At 38.4% G+C, this 17,323-nt stretch carries 16 protein-coding genes and 1 riboswitch; of the genes, 10 read left to right on the forward strand and 6 right to left on the reverse strand.

The window, feature by feature from the left end; genetic code table 11:
* Positions 1-609 precede the first annotated feature (609 nt).
* On the forward strand, positions 610-1,491 hold the full coding sequence (locus F0919_RS00005) for a helix-turn-helix domain-containing protein (RefSeq protein WP_150030664.1): 882 nt from the start codon (positions 610-612) through the stop codon (positions 1,489-1,491).
* Positions 1,492-1,566: 75 nt separating this feature from the next.
* On the opposite strand, the gene F0919_RS00010 is transcribed toward F0919_RS00005, so the two are convergent.
* Positions 1,567-2,583 carry a Smr/MutS family protein gene (locus tag F0919_RS00010; protein ID WP_150030665.1) on the reverse strand — a complete coding sequence of 339 codons (1,017 nt, stop codon included), beginning with the start codon at positions 2,581-2,583 and terminating at the stop codon, positions 1,567-1,569.
* A 62-nt stretch (positions 2,584-2,645) separates the two neighbouring features.
* A riboswitch (cobalamin riboswitch) is annotated at positions 2,646-2,836 on the forward strand.
* A 137-nt stretch (positions 2,837-2,973) separates the two neighbouring features.
* On the opposite strand from F0919_RS00010, the gene F0919_RS00015 reads away from it, so the two are divergent.
* From F0919_RS00015 to F0919_RS00035, 5 genes are all read left to right on the forward strand, one after another.
* The gene (locus tag F0919_RS00015; protein ID WP_150030666.1) at positions 2,974-4,215 is read left to right on the forward strand and encodes a DUF4465 domain-containing protein; all 1,242 of its coding nucleotides are present in this window, start codon (positions 2,974-2,976) and stop codon (positions 4,213-4,215) included.
* Positions 4,216-4,269: 54 nt separating this feature from the next.
* Positions 4,270-5,262, forward strand: coding sequence for a T9SS type A sorting domain-containing protein (locus F0919_RS00020; protein ID WP_150030667.1), 993 nt, complete (start codon positions 4,270-4,272; stop codon positions 5,260-5,262).
* Position 5,263: 1 nt separating this feature from the next.
* Complete coding sequence (locus tag F0919_RS00025) at positions 5,264-6,355, forward strand: YncE family protein (RefSeq protein ID WP_190277186.1); 1,092 nt, start codon at positions 5,264-5,266, stop codon at positions 6,353-6,355.
* A 111-nt stretch (positions 6,356-6,466) separates the two neighbouring features.
* Positions 6,467-7,000, forward strand: coding sequence for a hypothetical protein (locus F0919_RS00030; RefSeq protein ID WP_150030669.1), 534 nt, complete (start codon positions 6,467-6,469; stop codon positions 6,998-7,000).
* Positions 7,001-7,074: 74 nt separating this feature from the next.
* Positions 7,075-8,013: a MauE/DoxX family redox-associated membrane protein gene (locus F0919_RS00035; RefSeq protein ID WP_150030670.1), complete on the forward strand. Its 939-nt coding sequence runs from the start codon at positions 7,075-7,077 to the stop codon at positions 8,011-8,013.
* 65 nt (positions 8,014-8,078) lie between these two features.
* On the opposite strand, the gene F0919_RS00040 is transcribed toward F0919_RS00035, so the two are convergent.
* The 3 genes from F0919_RS00040 to F0919_RS00050 all read right to left on the reverse strand — a co-directional run bounded on the left by F0919_RS00040 (position 8,079) and on the right by F0919_RS00050 (position 11,815).
* Complete coding sequence (locus tag F0919_RS00040; RefSeq protein WP_150030671.1) at positions 8,079-10,718, reverse strand: M1 family metallopeptidase; 2,640 nt, start codon at positions 10,716-10,718, stop codon at positions 8,079-8,081.
* Between the two features lie 70 nt (positions 10,719-10,788).
* Positions 10,789-11,220, reverse strand: coding sequence for a hypothetical protein (locus tag F0919_RS00045; protein WP_150030672.1), 432 nt, complete (start codon positions 11,218-11,220; stop codon positions 10,789-10,791).
* Between the two features lie 94 nt (positions 11,221-11,314).
* A complete protein-coding gene (locus tag F0919_RS00050) occupies positions 11,315-11,815 on the reverse strand; it encodes an NADPH-dependent FMN reductase (protein WP_150030673.1) in 501 nt (166 codons plus the stop codon).
* Positions 11,816-11,992: 177 nt separating this feature from the next.
* Here F0919_RS00050 and ccsA point away from each other — a divergent pair, with 177 nt between their 5' ends.
* The 4 genes from ccsA to F0919_RS00070 all read left to right on the forward strand — a co-directional run bounded on the left by ccsA (position 11,993) and on the right by F0919_RS00070 (position 15,508).
* The gene (gene ccsA / locus F0919_RS00055; protein WP_150030674.1) at positions 11,993-12,694 is read left to right on the forward strand and encodes a cytochrome c biogenesis protein CcsA; all 702 of its coding nucleotides are present in this window, start codon (positions 11,993-11,995) and stop codon (positions 12,692-12,694) included.
* Entirely contained in the window at positions 12,651-12,893 is a 243-nt protein-coding gene (locus F0919_RS18780) for a CcmD family protein (protein WP_394349697.1), read from the forward strand. The genes ccsA and F0919_RS18780 overlap by 44 nt, the downstream gene beginning before the upstream one ends.
* Positions 12,894-12,940: 47 nt before the next feature.
* Positions 12,941-14,386: a Glu/Leu/Phe/Val family dehydrogenase gene (locus F0919_RS00065; RefSeq protein WP_150030675.1), complete on the forward strand. Its 1,446-nt coding sequence runs from the start codon at positions 12,941-12,943 to the stop codon at positions 14,384-14,386.
* A 273-nt stretch (positions 14,387-14,659) separates the two neighbouring features.
* Positions 14,660-15,508 (forward strand): NAD(P)-dependent oxidoreductase, encoded by an 849-nt coding sequence (locus F0919_RS00070; protein WP_150030676.1) that lies wholly within the window; start codon positions 14,660-14,662, stop codon positions 15,506-15,508.
* Between the two features lie 89 nt (positions 15,509-15,597).
* On the opposite strand, the gene F0919_RS00075 is transcribed toward F0919_RS00070, so the two are convergent.
* Together F0919_RS00075 and F0919_RS00080 are read right to left on the reverse strand one after the other, a co-directional pair.
* Positions 15,598-16,149 (reverse strand): ferritin, encoded by a 552-nt coding sequence (locus F0919_RS00075; RefSeq protein WP_150030677.1) that lies wholly within the window; start codon positions 16,147-16,149, stop codon positions 15,598-15,600.
* Between the two features lie 141 nt (positions 16,150-16,290).
* Entirely contained in the window at positions 16,291-17,019 is a 729-nt protein-coding gene (locus tag F0919_RS00080) for an alpha/beta hydrolase (protein ID WP_150030678.1), read from the reverse strand.
* Between the last annotated feature and the right edge of the window lie 304 nt (positions 17,020-17,323).

Genomic DNA, 17,323 nt, shown 5'->3' on the forward strand with positions numbered 1-17,323 from the left:
ACTGAACTCTTAAACTAAGAAAGTAGCAGCGACGCGGCTTTCAGGATGAAATTCCTACCATTTTCTAAGAACTTTGTCCGCTGCCTTTATCTCTCAGCGGGGTGCAAAAGTAGGACCTCATTTCCAATCGGCAAAATCTTTTTGTTAATTATTTGCATTAATAAACATCGACAATCCAGTGAAATGCAATGTCACAGCCATTCTCAGGCCAGATATTTATTTAAAACAATCTGTAGACTCGTTTGTTACCGCCTGATTAGCAGGCATATCATCGACTTTTGGCAAGGTTTATGAAAAGAAACTTTCAGCGCAGGAGCATTATCTTCCCCGCAGAGGCACCAAAGCGCGGGAGGAAGGTGGTTTGAAGGTAAAAAACGTGAAGGGGTTAGCGTAAGGGATAGCAGTGTAAATCCTTTTTTGGAAGGCAACGAACCCAAAAAGATTGAAACGGATAGCCCGACCCCTTGCGTAGCTTGGGGCTACGTCAAAAAACAAAAAGATGATATTGATTAACAACCATAAATAAAGCTACTATTATGATACAATATCATCCCAACGAGCAACCTGTATTTTGTCGTCTTACAATAAACAGACAGATACAAAAGCATTATGATTCCTATTCATGATTTTGCGACAGATACGGTAGAAAAAACGCCTTTTAAATTTATTCCATTAAATCAAAGGTCGGATTATGATACAACAAAGGCACATCGTCACAGATACTATGAGATATTTCTGTTTGCAAAAGGCGGAGGTTACCATGAAATTGACTTCAATGCTTATAATATAACAGATTGCAGTATCCATTTTGTTTCTCCAGGACAGGTGCATAAGGTAAGGAGGGAGCCTGATTCTTTCGGTTCCATTTTGTTATTTTCAAGCGACTTTTATTATTTTGGCACGAAGGTGAATTTGCCATTATATGAATTTTCATTTCTGAATACACATACACAAGGCTCTCCCATTGTTCAACTTAATGAACATCAATTTGATGAATTGTTAAATCTATCAAGGATGATGGGAGCAGAAAAATCATTGAACGATGTTTCGGGAAGAGAGGTTATCCGGACTTATCTTCATGCTTTCCTCCTGAAATGCCACCAATACCAGTCTCATCAAAATCCGCAACAACATCTGGATGGTCATGGTTTGTTTCTGAAATTTAAAAGTCTGCTGGAAGATTCTTATACCAAGGAGCATTTGTCCTCTTTTTACGCAAATGCACTTTATGTCTCAAACAAAAAATTGAATGAACTTTGTAAGACTTTTGCGGGCTCAACGCTTAGTGATTTAATTAAGGAAAGGTTATTACTGGAGGCTAAACGGCTGTTGCTTCATTCCAATAATAGTGTAAAGGAAATAAGTTATCATCTTGGATTTGAAGATCCGGCTTATTTTAATAGATTTTTCAGGAAACATCTTGAAATGTCTCCTGTTCTTTTCAAGAAAAGCCATTTAGAGCCTGAGAGGATGGAAGATGAGTTAGCTTAATCTTTACAAATACACGAAACAATAAACAATATAAACCCTGTCAGATATCTGGCAGGGTTTATTATTTAGGTAAAGCTATTGTCTGAAAAATATTTCAGTGGCTCCATAACCATATCTCGGATTCCATTCGCTTTGGAAAAAATCTACTTCGTGAACAGACTTTAACAATGAATGAATTTCTTCTTTTAGCCTTCCTTTTCCAACACCATGAATAACTACAAGAGATTGTTGATGGTGGCGAATTGCATTATCCAATGCATCTTCAAAGGCGTTCAATTGAATACTCAGCATTTCGTAATTGCTAAGACTATTGATATCATCTACTAATTTCTCAATGTGCAAATCTATTTCCTGCTTTGGTTTGGAGGTTTTTGAATATTTCAATTCTTCTACCATTTTTGCCAAAGATTCTTTTGACTTATAGTCTTCCTGAATATCTTTAATATCCGATTCGTTTGAAAAATCATCAGCGAGCTTGATATGGAACATCGGATGGTTTTCCTGTTGCAGTTTATTGATAAACCCAAACAGCTTCTTCGGTTTGATTCTTATTGTGTCTTTTAAAGGTTTGGCGGGCGACAAGACACTTGTCTGCTCTATAACCCATGAAAAGCGTGGCTGTTCATGCATTTCACTAAATGGAATATCATGAAGGTAGAAATGTGCAAATGGCTGCAATGTTGCTTTATGAGAAAATAGAGAACCGGCATGGCCTGTGCACTCGTAATGTAGTGTGATGTTATAATTGGTTTGATTAATGAAATAAGCTTTCAGTTTATCAACCACGTCTTCAAACTCATCAAATTTAAAAACAGGCAGGAAAGAAAGATGAAAACCGGAGCTAACACCGTGTTCGACTTTTTTCTTATGTTTTTCTACAGGGATATCATCAATATGTTTAATCGTAGCTGGTTTTGCTTTTCTCTGTTCTGTAAACCATTTTAAATACGGATGGTCCACTTCGTCCAAAAAAACAGGAAAATGCGTGCCGCCAACTTCAACTTCCACCATATCATTATTCAAAATACCTACAACCCTGCCCTCTTCGCCGGTCCTCTTCAGTAAAACAATATCTCCAATCGAAAATTTCATGAATGTCCTTTCTTTTATAAATCTGTGATATAAGGCCACGACTTACAAATTTCGCTACATTTTTTTATTATGCGGCCATTTATATTTTTTTTACCTTTGCTCCGCAATCAGAACAGGGAATCCGGTGTGAATCCGGAACAGTACCCGCTGCTGTAAGTTCCATTATATTATTACAAATCATGCCACTGTAAAGTTTTACGGGAAGGCTGTAATAAAGGGAACGAGTCAGAAGACCTCCTGGTCGCATTTTAACAATCCATCGCTTTCGGGAATAAAAGTGAAGATAAGAGACGTTGATGGCTGTATTCCGTGAGCCAAATTCCAACTTATTTTTCCTGCATTGCTCAAAAGGGTCGATTTTATTCATTTTTAAAATTGTCAATCTTTTTTATGCAACAAAAATTACAAAGATTTTTCGCAGTAACGGCGTTAACATTAGGCAGCGTATCATTACAGGCACAAACTATTTCAACTTTAGACGACCTTATTTTACCGTCTCCAAACAGCGATTTTGCGGGCACGCAAACTGCGGCGGGAGATTATGAATTCCAGAGCGGGCATGTAAAATTCTTTGGAACACTTGAAAGCTGGGGGGGATACGGAAGATTCAATTATACCAATGTAGTTGACAGTACCAATCCGTCATTTACAAATGACAAAGCAGCCATAACCGGCAAAGGTTATGACAATTCAGATAATTACGGTGTAGTTTACCTGACTCAGGACTACCCTGCACATCCAACACAAAGCCTGCTGATAGGCGCAAAGTTGCAGGGGGCAGCAGCCGGAAGCAAAGTACTTGGAACATACCTGACCAATACTACTTATGCTTACTTGTATATGAAAGACAATTACACAACCGGAGATTTTCTGAAATTAGTTATCAGAGGTTACTTAAATAATGTAAAAACTACAGATAGTGTAATATTTGATTTGGCAAAATATACTGCAACAGATACTGTTCTTGTAAAAAACTGGGAATGGGTCAACCTGCTTCCTTTAGGCAATGTAGATAGCATCAATTTCCAGATATTATCTTCAGATGACTTTACGCCTTATTATGCTGCGTTCGACAATTTCACTACTCTGGATGGTGTATGCCCGCACGCTGCAGGCATTATCGCTTCCACATTGAATGAAAACAGTGTGACCATTACCTGGAACGGAAGTGTAGAAAACCTTACAACTGATTATGAAGTTGCGGTGGATGTTTCCAATACATTAGCTCCTACAGCAACTGCCGTAACGGTTACTGCCCCAACATATTCAAAAAATGCATTGGTTCCCAATACAACTTATTACGCACATATAAGAGCTACTTGTCCTGACGGTGGGTTTTCTGACTGGGATACTGCAAGTTTTAAGACATTACCGGTTACCGGCATTTCAAATGCCAACGGCAATGAAATGAAGATCGTTTTAAGTCCTAATCCTGCAAATGATTTCATTCATTTACAAACAGCTATTTCTGTTGATGCAGATATTTATAATCTGGAAGGCAGATTATTGCGGCATATTGAAAATGCAAAACAAGTTGATATCCGTAATTTAGCAGCGGGCACTTATTTGTTAAGGGTTGTAAATGATAAAAATGCAAGCCAGCAATCAACTTTACGGTTCATAAAGAATTAAATAACCAACAAACCCGCAGGCCATTTTTGCGGGTTTGTTTCATTAAGATAAGCTATGTATAGATTTCTATCTTCAACTATTTTATTGTTTGCAATGCTATCTGCAAAGGCTCAGTATGCTCCGCAAACTCCCTTGCAAGGCAACACAGCTATTCCTCAAAACGACAGCAGAATTGTTGACTGGGCGGCGACCTGTTCTATAGAAAGAGGCTGGCTGGACATTGCGGATACAAGCCTGGGGCATCCGACATTGGGTTCAGAATCTGATGCCGTCGGCATTCCGGGTAGTGGTGTTGTAAGTCTGGGCGACAGCGGCGTTGCTGTATTGACATTTAATTACCATATTTATAACGGAAGCGGAGCTGATTTTGCTGTATTTGAAAACGGATTTTCCAATCCTGAAAATGATTCGTTTGCCTATCTGGAATTGGCCTTTGTAGAAGTGAGTTCTGATGGTATTCACTATTTCCGTTTCCCTGCTTCATCTGCTATGCAGGATACTGTTCAGATTGATAATTTTACTTATTCCCTTGCTTCCAAGTATCATAACCTTGCAGGTAAATATGTAAGTGGTTACGGCACTCCTTTTGATCTGGAAGATTTAAAAAATATACAAGGTTTAGACATTAATAATATCAGCCACGTTCGCCTTGTGGATGTAATCGGTTCTATTAATCCTTTATATGCCAGCATGGACAAAGACAATCATATTATAAATGAAGCTTACCCTTCTCCTTATCCTTCGGCCGGTTTTGATTTGAATGGCGTTGGCGTCATTAACAGCTTAAAACCAACATCTGTAAAGGAACTCAATAACTCTGTTTCAATAAAAATTTATCCCAACCCTACTAATGATATAGTTTATATAATCAGTGAAAACGGGAATAAGGTTCATTATTCATTAAAGGATATAACGGGTAAAGAAATTTGTAATGGTTCTTTTTCAGGACAAACATTTTTATCCTTAAAAGAAAGAAACAAAGGGTTTTATTTCCTTTATCTTGAGTATGGGAACGAACATTTTGTTCAAAAAATCATCAAATATTAGCATGTTCGCATTGCTTCAAAAGAAAAGCTTTTTAATATTACTATTGTCAGTTATGATGATGGATATTGCCTGTGTCAGAGATAAACCGGAACCGTCCAATCCAGGCAATAATAACTCTGAAGGGAGAAAAGTATTCATTGCAAATGAAGGAAGCCTTGGCAATGGCAATGCTTCTTTTTCATTCTATAATATTGATAAAGACAGCGTATATAACAATATTTATGAAACGGCAAACGGACAAGGACCGGGTGATGTTTTACAGAGCGTATTAATTGATAATGACCGCATTTACCTGGCTGTTAATAACTCTGACAAGGTGGCTGTCATCGATAAAAGCAATTATACATTATTGGGCAATATTCAGGTGCCTAAACCGAGATATTTATTAAAATTAAGCGCTGATAAAATGTACGTCAGCAGCCTTTATAATGCACAAATCAATATCGTGAATCCATCAAATTTCCAGGTAACCGGAAAGATTGATGTTGATTATAAAAATTCTGAAGGATTAACAGCTTTGAATGACAAAGTATATGCCTGCAACTGGGATACGGCTTGTAATTACATTTATGAAATTGATGCTGCAACAGATGCCATTACTGCAAGAATCCATATTGCGGGAAAGGCATCGCAGCAGGTATTAGTAGATAAAAATAAAATGCTTTGGGTATTGGCAGGTAATGTTTACAAAGGAAAAACGGCTTCGTTAACCCAAATAAATCCTGCTACAAAAACTATAATCAAAAGTTTTTTATTTCCTGCGGGCGCGGATATTATGAAGCCTTGCTGGAATCCGACAAATGATACTTTATATTTTCTTGGTGTGAATTATAATGGAGGAACGGATTATAATGGTGTTTACAGAATGTCTATAGATGACAATGCCATACCTTCTGCTCTCTTTATTCCCGCACAACCGTTACAATATTTCTGGGGGTTGGCGGTCGATTCTGTTAAAAATCAGATATATGTTGCGGATCCGAAAGGCTTTATTCAAAACGGCACCATTTCTATATACCAAACCAATGGGATTCAATTAAAGTCTTTCAATGTGGGAATCGGGCCGGGTTTTTTTAGTTTCGATAACCGGTAGCGATAAAAATAATTTCATTTTTTTGAAAGATGTGTTTTGAATTTAGCGGCTAAATTATATCTTTACGCTAATTCTGAAAATTCATTCAAAGACAAAACATCATATATTAGCATGAGAAAAATTCTTCAATTAGGACTTGTATGTGCAGGTATCGGAATTATTGCTGCAGCATCTTCCTGCTCAAAGCCTTATAATTCGGGGCCATATCCTGGTCAGGATACTACAAAAAACAGCTTTAGGGGAACGTTTACAGCCACTATTGACGGAGAAGCTTTTTCTGCTGAAAATAAATGGGCAAGCGACAAAAAAGATGACAACGGCATCAGAACTGTAACTATTTCAGGTGTTATGGATAGTAAAGCTAAAGATCCTTCTACTAATCAGAGCATTTCACTTTCTATTTATGATTATAAAGGCCCGGGTTTTTATCCAATTCAATTTGGTACAGCCGGCAGCTATATTATGCTTAACAAAGGAACTGCAACCTCTTATCTGGCTAAAACAGGCGATACGCTTGCCCTGATCCAGATTACAAATGATGCAGGCACACTGGACGGTACATTCAATTTTGTAGTTGCTCCGGGTGGCATTGGCGAATCTGACAATCATAATATCAACAACGGTGCGTTCAGCGTTCCGAAATAAGCATTATAATATTTAACACTGTAATTAACATACAGCCGGCATTCATTTACGAATGCCGGTTTTATTTTTGACCCATGAACGAAACCAATAAACTAAAGAAAATCCTGTTAGTATCCTTATCGGTAATTTTAGGAGCCCTTTTCATTTTTTCAGCGTGGAGCAAAACCCAACCTAACCTTCAGCTTTTTGAATTTATAATAGAAAGCCAGGTACATTTGTCAAAACAGCTTTCTGCAGTTCTTGCAAGGTTTTTTATTGGTATTGAAGGCGGGTTAGGACTATTATTATTTGCCAATATTTTCGGTTATGGCAGATGGGTCTTAAAAGTTTGCATCGGGCTATTAATTGTATTCTCCATTCATCTTTTGTATCTTCTTATATCGCATGGAAATGATGTCAATTGCGGATGTATGGGCGATATTGTACCAATGACTCCTGTTGAATCTTTATTGAAGAATGTTGGCTTGCTTGCAGGTTTACTGGTTCTTCTTAAATGGCATAAAACGAAAGATGGCGTTCTTCTTGATTACGGTTCGTTTATCCTGTGCGGCATAATTGTTGCAGTGCCGTTTTTTATTTTCCCGTTTACAAAAGAAACGCAGATGCCTTTGTCGAAATTATACACAACAACAAGGTCAGAACATCCAACGGTAGAATTAAGAAAAGGGAAACATATCCTTTGTTTCATGAGCTTAAGCTGCTCGCATTGCAGAGATGCTGCCAAAAAAATCGCCATCCTTAAGAAGGAAAACCCTACGCTGCCATTTTATTTTGCATTGGCTTCCGGCACTGACAGCACAAGGGCTAAGCGTTTTAACGATTTCCTTACGGATACAAAAGTAAAAGACATTCCTTATCATTTCCTTGAACAAAAAGATTTTGTGGATATGGTCAAAGCAGCGGGAAATATGGGTGTTCCTGTTATTCTTTGGATGCAGGATACAACGGCAGTAAGAAATGTAAATTTAGATGAATTAAATATGGCAGATTTAAATGCCTGGCTGTCTCAATAAAAGTACAAAAAGCAAAACGGGCATTATTTTCTTCAGATAATGCCCGTTTTTATATAATAGCATCGTCAATCTTCTTTTTCGACCTGAGCAGCAGCTTCTTTTAGATCTTCATCAGCAATGGCAGATTTATAGGAAGCCCATGCATTTTGTGCTGTAAATGCCCTTAATTGCCATTTTTCCATCTGTTCTTTGTCTGTAGCAATCTTTGCCTGACTTTGGGCATATTTCTGAAGATTACGGATAATTTCAGCGTAATAAAGTCCATCAATAGCAGCTATATTCTTTATGGCGTATTCTTTTATAAAATCAATGCCTGCAGTATATGTTTCATTCTCTTTTGCTTTTATAAGATAGGACTGGAATGCATTTAAGAAAGTTTTTCTGTCTCTTTCAAAAACATGCATTGTTTTGTCTTTGAAGAATTCAAAATCATTTGTTTCACCATCCATACTTATTACAGTAGCTGCGCTGAAAAGCAGCGCATTGGCTTTTGAATTTTCCGGATGCAAAGCTCTGGCGAAGGTTACAGCTCTTTTGTGGTTCACTTTATTCAAAGCATATAAAGCGTCGGCGGCAACTCTGTAGGAACTATCATTAATGCTTATCTCATAAGTGTTGATAAATTCTTTTTCTTCCAAATCCCCTAATGCATGCAAAGCTTTAGAACGCACTTTTGAATCAGCATCGTTTGCCGCCATTCTACCAAGAAGGTTTTTCCATGAATCTGAAATTTTTGGTTTGTTTTCATACTGATATAAGCCTATTGCAAGCGCCCTGATAACAGGATCTTTATCTTCCAAAGCCATTTCATAAACCATCTTTGTGGTATCGCTTCCTTTATAAGCAGCTAATGCAGTCAATGCAAAACGTTTACTGATATGGTCTCCGGCATTTTTATATTGAATATACCATTCGCGCGGCTGTTTGTTTTCCTTCCATTCGCCTAAAATCCAGTGCGCTACGTCTGGCACTACTACAGGCTTTTGTCCGTTTTTATAATCGACAGTAAATGTATCGATCTTATGCTGGCTGATCCACCATGTTTCATTTGTTTCATTGTCATTTATAATAAGCGTTTTCATCGGCAATATATAAAGGCCTATAGAATCAGGCTGCACCTGAGATATAACCACTTTTAGCTTTTGGCCGGGATCATCATATAAATATTCGACATTGAGTACAGGATGGCCGCCTTTATAATACCACTGATTGAAGAACCAGTTCCAGTCTTGCCCTGTAACTTTTTCAAATGCCATTCTTAATTGCGGTACTTCTGCATTCTGGTAAGCATTTTGACTAAGGTAAAGATGCAGGGCATTGTAAAAAGCTTTGTCGCCTGCCAAAGACCTCAGATAATGCAAGATCAAACCGCCTTTTGAATAGCTGATTCTATCAAATAAATCTTCCTGAGACATATAATGGAAGCGCAATAAAGCAGGATCGTTATATTTTGCCTGCTTCATATATTTTGCCAGCCCCTGCATCCAGTATGCTGCGCGCGCATCTTCACCGTATTTATATTCTGTCCAGAGTTGTTCGCTGTAATCTGCAAAAGATTCATTTAAAGTCAGGTTGCTCCATGATTCTGCCGTTACATAATCGCCAAACCATTGGTGAAACAATTCATGCGCCACAATGAAATCATTGTTATCATCATCCAATTCTCTTCTGTCTTTCAGATTAAAAGCGCCGAACAAACTTGCAGAGACATTTTCCATTGCACCGGAAACATATTGGTAACCTATAACCTGCGCATATTTATTCCAGGGGTAATCGACACCTAATTTATTTGAAAAGAATTCCATCATTTCGGGTGTGTGCTGAAAGATATCTTTAGCATAAGCACCGTATTCCTGCGGCACATAATAACTTACTTCCCGGCCCCTCCAGCTTTCTTTGGATATGGCGTAATTGCCTGCAGCCATCATTGCCAGATAGGTGGATATCGGCAAGTCCTGTTTCCATACATCTTTACGCATATCACCGGCTTCTTTTACAGATTCGACCAATGTGCCGTTGCTTAAGGTTTTGAAAGAATCGGGCACATGCATGGTTATGGAAAAGGTGCTCTTAAAGACAGGGTTATCAAAAGTGGGGAACCAATGACTGTTAGCTTCCGATTCGCCTTGCGTCCATATCTGAACAGGCAAATAAGGCTCTTCATGATTAGTGTTGATAAAATACAAACCTCTGTCTTCATTTATGGCACTGCTTCCGCCGGCTTTGCTCAGGTAGGGCATTGCTTTATACGCAATTGTCAAGAACAAAGTGTCTGATTGGCTATACACTTTCGGAAGATGAATCGTCAGCTTTAAGCTATCATAGGAAAAAGCAAGCTTGTTGTTTTTATTGTCAGAAACACTATGAATCAACATGTCTTTTGCATCAAGCACCACGCTGTGCACACTATAAAAATAAGGATGCAATGAAAGCCGTGTGGTGGCATCAGCGGTTCTTTCCGGCAAATTGAAATGAATATCAATAGCAGTATTAACCAGTTCCCATTCTTTGGTTCTTGATGCACGATAGAGCTTCAATGCACTGTTTGAATCCGTTTCAGCGGCTTCTGAAACTGCAGTAGGCGCCGGGGTTGTATTGTTTTTAAAAAGCTTGCAGGAATTAAAAATCAATAAAACCGGGCATAACAATACTGATAAAACATTTTTCATCGACATACCTGCAAAGTTGGAAATTATGTGGAGCATTTCAATAACCCATGACGGGTGAATTTGTTGAAAGCGAAAAGCAAAAGGTAAATTCGATTTTGAAGATAGATCACTTATCGTTTTGTCGTTTCCAAATTCCGGCTACTTTTTCAACCTGGATATTTGTCATACTATTAATTCTGTTTATTGTCCTTACGCCATGTATCATAACCATTGATGCTTTGCCTGTTTCGATGAAGTATCTTAATATAGCTCCATTGGGCAATTGAATGCGTCCGAATGTATGTAATGAATCTTCGTATCCCTTGAAATCACCATATGATTTATCTACTGAACCCATTATTCTTCCTGAAATCAAGATGCTATTTTCATTAGTGATTAACCTTTGTGTTGTCAATATAGAATAGTTGGCCAAATCAATAATAGTAGAACAAATAATTAGTTCTTCTTCAAAAAGATCAATTGAAATATTAGGATATAAATCATTAAAACCGGCATTTGTATCATAAAATTTTGTCCATTTAAAATCATACGGTTTCATAGTGCTCCTTTTTATCGAAGCAATACAAATATTGTGTATTGATTTATCAGACTTCTTCATTGAATCTTTATTAGTAGTAACTTCTTTTTCTTTTTTAATATTCTATAAAGCCATTCAACTGCTCTTCAATAGCTTTGAGGGTCAATTGATTAATGAAATGCCCTTCTGCATCCATTTCTTCATTGATTCTGGAAAGGGGCAATTTGTTATAATGTACATTCATTCGCAGGTAATGCAGGATATTGGTCATGTGTTCTATGCCACGCAGATTGCCGCCACGGCCGTCTGCAACACCAACTAATAACGCTTTTTTATACCACCAGCATTTTCTGATGTCGGTATTATCAAGGAGTGCTTTTAAAACGCCGGGGAAGCTTCCGTTATATTCCGGCATTATGAAAATGATTTTCGGGGAAGGTATCAATAAGTCATTTTCAATTTGTAATATTTGCTCATTCCTGCTTAATACATTCAGGCCTTCCAGTGAAAACATATAGACATCCTGTTGCTGCTGCTTTAAAAAATTGTAATAATAATTTGCAACCTGCAAAGTTCTGCTGTCTTTTCTGTTTGTTCCTGAAATGATAGTTATCATGCTTTGAAATGAAAATTGGAATGTACAAATGTAATCCTCAGAATGATGAATTAAGGTGATTAAGGTTATTTTTTTTATGACTCAAAAATGACGATGCCATAGTATTTATTTCGATAAAGCCATTACCTTTGCGCAAAATTAACAGGTAGTATTTTCACTATCATTTAAAAATTGCCAATGCAGAAGTCCTGGTGGAAAATTCTTTGCGTTTTATTATTGGGATACTCCATAGTCGGGGGATTTCTGTTTACCGCTCCTCACCTTCCCATCATCCACGAAACTATCCGGAATTTGTATTTCCATGTCCCCATGTGGTTCTCGATGATGACGATGTTTACCGTAAGCCTTGTTTATTCCATTAAATATTTAAGAAGCAATAACCTTAAAGACGATTTGTTTGCCGTTCAGTTTATCAATATCGGGTTGCTGTTTGGCACTCTCGGATTAATAACCGGCATGGAATGGGCAAATTTCACCTGGGGTGAGCCCTGGAGTAACGATCCGAAACAATTGGGTGCTGCCCTGAGCATGTTGACTTATTTTGCATATATAGCATTAAGGGGTTCCATAGCTGACTATGACAAAAAAGCTAAAATAAGCGCGGTCTATAACATTTTTGCTTTTGCACTGATGATTCCGTTTATATGGATTCTACCAAGCCTTGCAGATTCTTTACATCCCGGAAGCGGTGGCAACGCAGGCTTCAATGCTTATGATCTGGATAATCACATGCGCCTGGTTTTTTATCCGGCTGTAATAGGCTGGATATTGATGGGTGTCTGGATAAGCTCATTGATGATACGCTTAAATTTAATCGACAAAAAAGATATATTTAATGAAGAACAAAACCTCAAAAATCAATTCGATATCACTTTGTAAGTATTTACTTACTTTGTTGTTATTTTTACCATTTTTAGGTCATGCCCAACAAAATGTGGAGATGGCTGACGCTTTCAGATCGAATGGTAAAATTTATGTTGTGGTATTGGTAATTTGCACTATTTTTGCGGGCATTATTTTATTTCTGGTCTTTTTGGAACGTAAAATCAAAAGATTAGAGAGAAATCAACTGAATTAAAATCCAAATACAAACAAGAAAGTAATTCATCACTTATTTAAAGTTTTATGGCTTCTACGGCAACTGTAACGACCACTTCAGGTCACACTGAGTACAGCTTCTTCCAAGGCGTTGAACGCAATTTCGACAAAGCTGCTAAATTCACTCGCTTCGAGAAAGGTATTCTTGAACAAATCAAAGCTTGTAACTCTATTCTTCAGATTAAGTTTCCGGTTCGTATCGGTGATGGCGTTGAAGTAATCGAAGCTTACCGTGTACAACATTCTCATCATAAATTACCATGTAAAGGCGGTATCCGTTTCAGCATGGACGTGAACCAGGATGAAGTTATGGCGCTTGCTGCTCTGATGACTTACAAATGTGCTATCGTAAACGTTCCGTTTGGTGGTGGTAAAGGTGGTATCAAAATCGATCCGAAGAAATATTCTCCGTTCGAGCTTGAAAAAATCACCCGTCGTTACACTTCTGAATTAGCTAAGAAAAACTTTATCGGACCCGGCATCGATGTTCCTGCTCCTGATTATGGTACAGGCGCACGTGAAATGAGCTGGATCGTTGATACTTATGCTTCTCTGAATCCGGGCGAATTGAATGCTCAGGCTTGCGTTACAGGTAAACCTGTTGCTCAAGGCGGTGTTCGCGGACGTACAGAGGCTACAGGTCTTGGTGTTTATTATGGTATCCGTGAATTGTGCAATGTTGCTGAAGATATGAAAAACCTTGGCTTGACTACAGGTCTTGCAGGTAAAAAAGTGGTTGTTCAGGGTCTTGGTAATGTTGGTTATTATGCTGCAAAATATTTCCAGAATGCCGGTGCATTGCTGGTAGGTCTTGCTGAATATGAAGGTGCTATTTCAAACCCTAATGGTTTGGATCTTGAACAAGTAATTGCTCACCGTAAAGAAACAGGTTCTATCCTTAACTTCCCTGGTGCTACAAATATACCTGTCAGTGCACATGCATTGGAACTGGAATGCGATATCCTGATTCCTGCTGCACTGGAAGCGGTTATCCACGGTGGAAATGCTGCTAACATTAAAGCAAAAATCGTTGGTGAGGCTGCAAACGGTCCATTGACTCCTGATGCGGATGTTATCCTGAATCAAAAAGGTGTTATCGTTGTTCCTGACATGTATTTGAATGCAGGTGGCGTAACAGTATCTTATTTCGAGTGGTTGAAAAACTTAAGCCACGTTCGTTACGGTCGTTTGGAAAAACGCTTCAGCGAGAATATGTATGGTGAAATCGTTCACGCGATGGAAAGCATGACCGGCAAACGCGTTACAGAAATGGAACGTAAAGTATTGTTGCATGGTCCTGATGAAGTTGATTTGGTTTACTCAGGTCTTGAGGATACAATGATTACTTCTTACCATGAAATCCGTGAGGCATTAAAATCACATTCAGGTGTTGAAGATATGCGTACTGCTGCTTTCATTTGCTCTATCAACAAAGTTGGTTCTGCTTATGAAGAATTGGGTATCTTCCCTTAGTAGTAGATTTGCAAGTTCAGGAAAATGCCGGTTTCACCAGAAGCCGGCATTTTTTGTTTTCCAGAGGCGTCCCACACTTTAGTATAGATGTCCCACACTTTTGAAGTGTGGGACATCTATACAGCTTTCTATCTACAAATTGTAATAAACATTTCACGTTCTCTCCATCTTTGTAAATAGTATCTTTACGCAACAATCAAATACACAAGTACCCTGTATGACACATTTTCAAAATGTGTCATACAGGGTACACACTCAAAACAATCAAACCAAATGAAAGCATTTTTAGGAATGGGGCACTTAGGCTCCAATTTTGTAAAGGCCATGATAAACAAAGGCGAAGAGGTGCAGGTGTGGAACCGTACGGCTTCAAAGGCCCAGGCATTGGAAAGCGTTGGTGCAAAAGCTTTTGAAGAAATTACCGATGCCGTAAGGAATGCAGATGTCATCCACCTTACTTTAAAAGATGATGCGGCCGTAAACGAAGTACTGGATAAAGCAAGCAGCGCCTTTAAGCCGGGCGTTATTATTATGGATCATACAACCACATCGGTTGAAGGCTCTGTTGAAAGAACAAAAGAATGGAAAGCGCGTGGTTATACTTACCTGCATGTACCGGTTTTTATGGGGCCGCAAAATGCATTGGAAAGCACCGGAAGTATGTTGGTTTCGGGGGATCAGGAACTGATTCAATCCGTTCAGCCACAGCTTGAAAAAATGACGGGAAAGGTTATCAATTTCGGGGATAAGGCGGGCATGGCTGCGGGCATGAAATTATTAGGCAATCATATGCTTATTGCTATTACCGCAGGATTGACAGATACATTTGCGTTGGCTAAAGCGATGAATATTTCAAAGGAAGATTTAAGCGCTTTGTTTGATTCCTGGAATCCTGCCACATCTTTCCCTGCAAGGTTAAAGAAGATATCAGGCGGTGATTTTGATAACCCTACCTGGGAATTGTCAATGGCAAGAAAGGATGCGGGGCTTATGATGGCTGAGGCTAAAGCAGGTGATACCGATTTGATGGTGCTACCACATGTAATTGCATCAATGGACAACTGGATTAGTAAAGGTCATGGAAAAGATGACTGGACTATTATAGCTAAAGATGCTTTATAATATTTAAACCGGGAGTTTAATATAAAATAGATTTGACAACTTTTAAAGGTTGTCAAATCTATAAAATTTTCAAATTTATATTGAACAAACTAAGGTTTTTCTACGGTTTTGTTTTCCGCAAGCTCTGCTTCGTCCGGTTCTTTTTCCATATCTCTGTCCAGGGTGTAAAGCGCTTCGGGTGTTGCACTTGTACCGCCTGCAATTTTTATTTTATCCAGCAGGTTCAATGCCAGTGTTTCTTCTTCCGTTTGTTCCTTTACAAACCATTGCATGAAATGCCATGTAGCCCAATCTCCTTCATCGTGGCTCAGTTTCACTAACCTGTAAATGCTTGTTGTATTATCTACTTCCTGCTTAAACACTTGTTCAAAACAGTCCTGGACATTGGACGGATCTTGCGGAGGTTTGGCAATGGCATCAATATTTACTTTGCCGCCTCTTTCCAGGATGTATTCCAGGAATTTCATCATGTGGTTACGCTCTTCATTGGCATGCCTGAAAAGAAAATTAGCAATGCCGTTGTATCCTTCGCTTGCAGCCCATGCAGCATAGGATAAATAAACTTGTGCGGCCCAAGCTTCCTGGGTCATTTGTTTATTTAGTCCCGATTCCATTTCGGGAGAAAGCCTGTTTCTGTTCATGATTGTGATTTTTTGATTATTATAACAATCTAAACACAGAAAAAAGATAAAAGATTAATAACGAACTGCTTTTAAAGAGTTTTTTGAATACCTTAACTTATTGACATAAAGATTTCAGGGGCGGATTATTGATAAGAAAAATCAATCCCGAAAGTAATTCATGATTATTTTACTGATCGTATCGGCTTTATTATAAACCATCAGATGTCCGCCGCCTTTAATTTTATAATCAGGATGAGAAAGCCTGCAGGCGATGATCTTGTCGGCTGTTCCATGAATCTCTATGGTGCGCTCCGGCATTTCCACATTATCCCAAAAGGCTATGCTTTTCAATGCCCAGCGAAAAAGCTTTATATCTGTTCCATTCAATAAATGTGTGAGGGCTTTTTTATCCGTTGGCGTATGGGTGCCGAAATAGGTATAGGTGAGAAAATTAGTATGTCTCAGGAAGGAACCGGGAATGATTTTATATAAACCCAATCTCATGAAAAAAGCCTGAAACCGGCTCAAATCATCCTTTGTTCTGGCCGAGGAAATCAATACCATTTTCTCTACTTCTATTTGTTTGGAGACTTCTACGGCTACCATACCCCCGAAGGAAAGCCCGATTATATAAGGATTTTTAACTGTAATCTGCTCTTTTAACCTTCCTGCATAGTGTGCCAATGTTTCATCGGGCAAAGGCGGAATCCAGGAAATGTAAACTTTATTATAACCGGGCAGATCCAGGTTTGAGAATGGACTTGAATCGGCTCCGATACCGCTAAAAAGATAAATAGTTTTTTGATTTTGCTGAATTGTGTCCTCCGGGGTTTGGGAAAAACACAAAAAGCCACTTAATATTAATATAATAGAAAAACACGTTTTCATTCTGTACGCTATAAATTTCATTTGCTTTTTACCGGTATAATACTCGTATTGGTTTATGAGTTTACGATATTGATGCAAAAAAGTTCAATTATTAAGGTATAAAATTCAACTTTTTAATGCCGGGGTTTTGACGACGCAATATTAATATGGTTTAGTTTCCCGCACAAATTATATTGGCTGAATTATAGGTAAGGTTGAAATTGTCTTTTCCTTAAAAAGGAGATTGGGGTTTGACTGAAATTATTACGGGGCAGCAAAAAAGTACACGGGAGTTGATAAGTGTACAGAGGTGTTTGATTTTGCG

The sequence above is a fragment of the Taibaiella lutea genome (assembly GCF_008629695.1).
In the GTDB taxonomy this organism is placed as follows: domain Bacteria; phylum Bacteroidota; class Bacteroidia; order Chitinophagales; family Chitinophagaceae; genus Taibaiella; species Taibaiella lutea.